The following is a 1130-nucleotide window of genomic DNA, read 5'->3' on the forward strand; positions in this document are numbered from 1 at the left end:
GTTGCTTACGATAACTTTCGCCCTCAAGTTCAATGATGGTCGCATGATGAATCAGGCGGTCAATGGCGGCAACGGTCATCATTCCGTCTGTGAATATGCTGTCCCAAGCGCTAAAGGGTTGGTTGGCCGTCACAATTAACGTGCCGCTTTCGTATCGGTGCGCGATAAATTCAAACAGCACATTTGTTTCTGCATCCGTCTTTTTCACGTAGCCAATATCGTCAATGATAATGACCGGGTATTTATCCAGTCGCGTCATCGCGGTCATGAGGTCAAGATCGCGCTTGGCTTGCTGGAGATGCTGCACTAGGGCGATTGCTGGGAAGCATTTACAGCGAATGCCCTGTTCGATTAGTGCATGCCCCAAGGCGCTGGCAAGGTGTGTTTTACCGGTGCCGCTCGGGCCAATTAGCAGTACGTTGTCACTCCGGCGCGCCCACTCTACGTCTTGCTCAAGCTTAGCGATGCTGCGCTGATTTTGGCCGCTAAATGGTTTTCTATCGAGCGTGGCAAACGTCTTTGTCGTCGTTAACTGAGATTCTCGACGCCACTTTTGTATACGGCGTTGGAGCCGATCCGCCATTTCATATTCACACAGCGCAAGCAGGTAATCAACGTGAGACCAGCCGCTATCCGCTGCCGTTTGCCACAGCGTTTTGTAATGCCGGGCGAAGCCCGGTAGGCGCAATTCTTTAAGCAATAACAGTACGGAGTCGCTCATGAGTACACCGCCTCAAACGTATTGCCGGGGTTGGCCCACAGCAGCTCATCGTATGCCTTCAGTGAATGCTGTACCGGTTGCCTCGTCTCAGCCTCTTGTGTCTGGTGACTCAGGAACCGGTCTTGAATCGCGAGGATGGATGGGAACTCGCCAAGCAAGGCGCCGGCCAGTAAACCCTCACCCAAATCAGTTTCACAATCGTATTCAAAGGCTAGGCGCAAAACGGTTACCATCCATTTACACGCTTCGCGTTTTTCCAAGTGTTGATCCGCACATCGCCACAACTGCCGGTATGCCTCGTTAGGCAGCAAATCGTCTCGTAAGCTTGAGTAGCGGAAGGCTTGAGGCTTGGATGCTAAAGCCCGAATCACATGTTTGTAATCAATGCGGCGTGCACGCTGCTCGCCCG

The 1130-nt window shown here is 52.6% G+C and carries 1 protein-coding gene and 1 pseudogene; both read right to left on the minus strand.

Features of this window, described 5'->3' with window-relative positions:
* A partial coding sequence (gene istB, locus O9X78_RS20715) for an IS21-like element helper ATPase IstB (protein WP_269621586.1) occupies positions 1-721 on the minus strand: 721 nt, incomplete at its 3' end.
* Positions 718-1130, minus strand: a pseudogene (locus O9X78_RS20720) (hypothetical protein); the annotation flags it as partial. The pseudogene O9X78_RS20720 and the gene istB, both read right to left, overlap by 4 nt.

The sequence above is a fragment of the Zhongshania aquatica genome (assembly GCF_027257955.1).
In the GTDB taxonomy this organism is placed as follows: Bacteria; Pseudomonadota; Gammaproteobacteria; order Pseudomonadales; family Spongiibacteraceae; genus Spongiibacter; species Spongiibacter aquatica.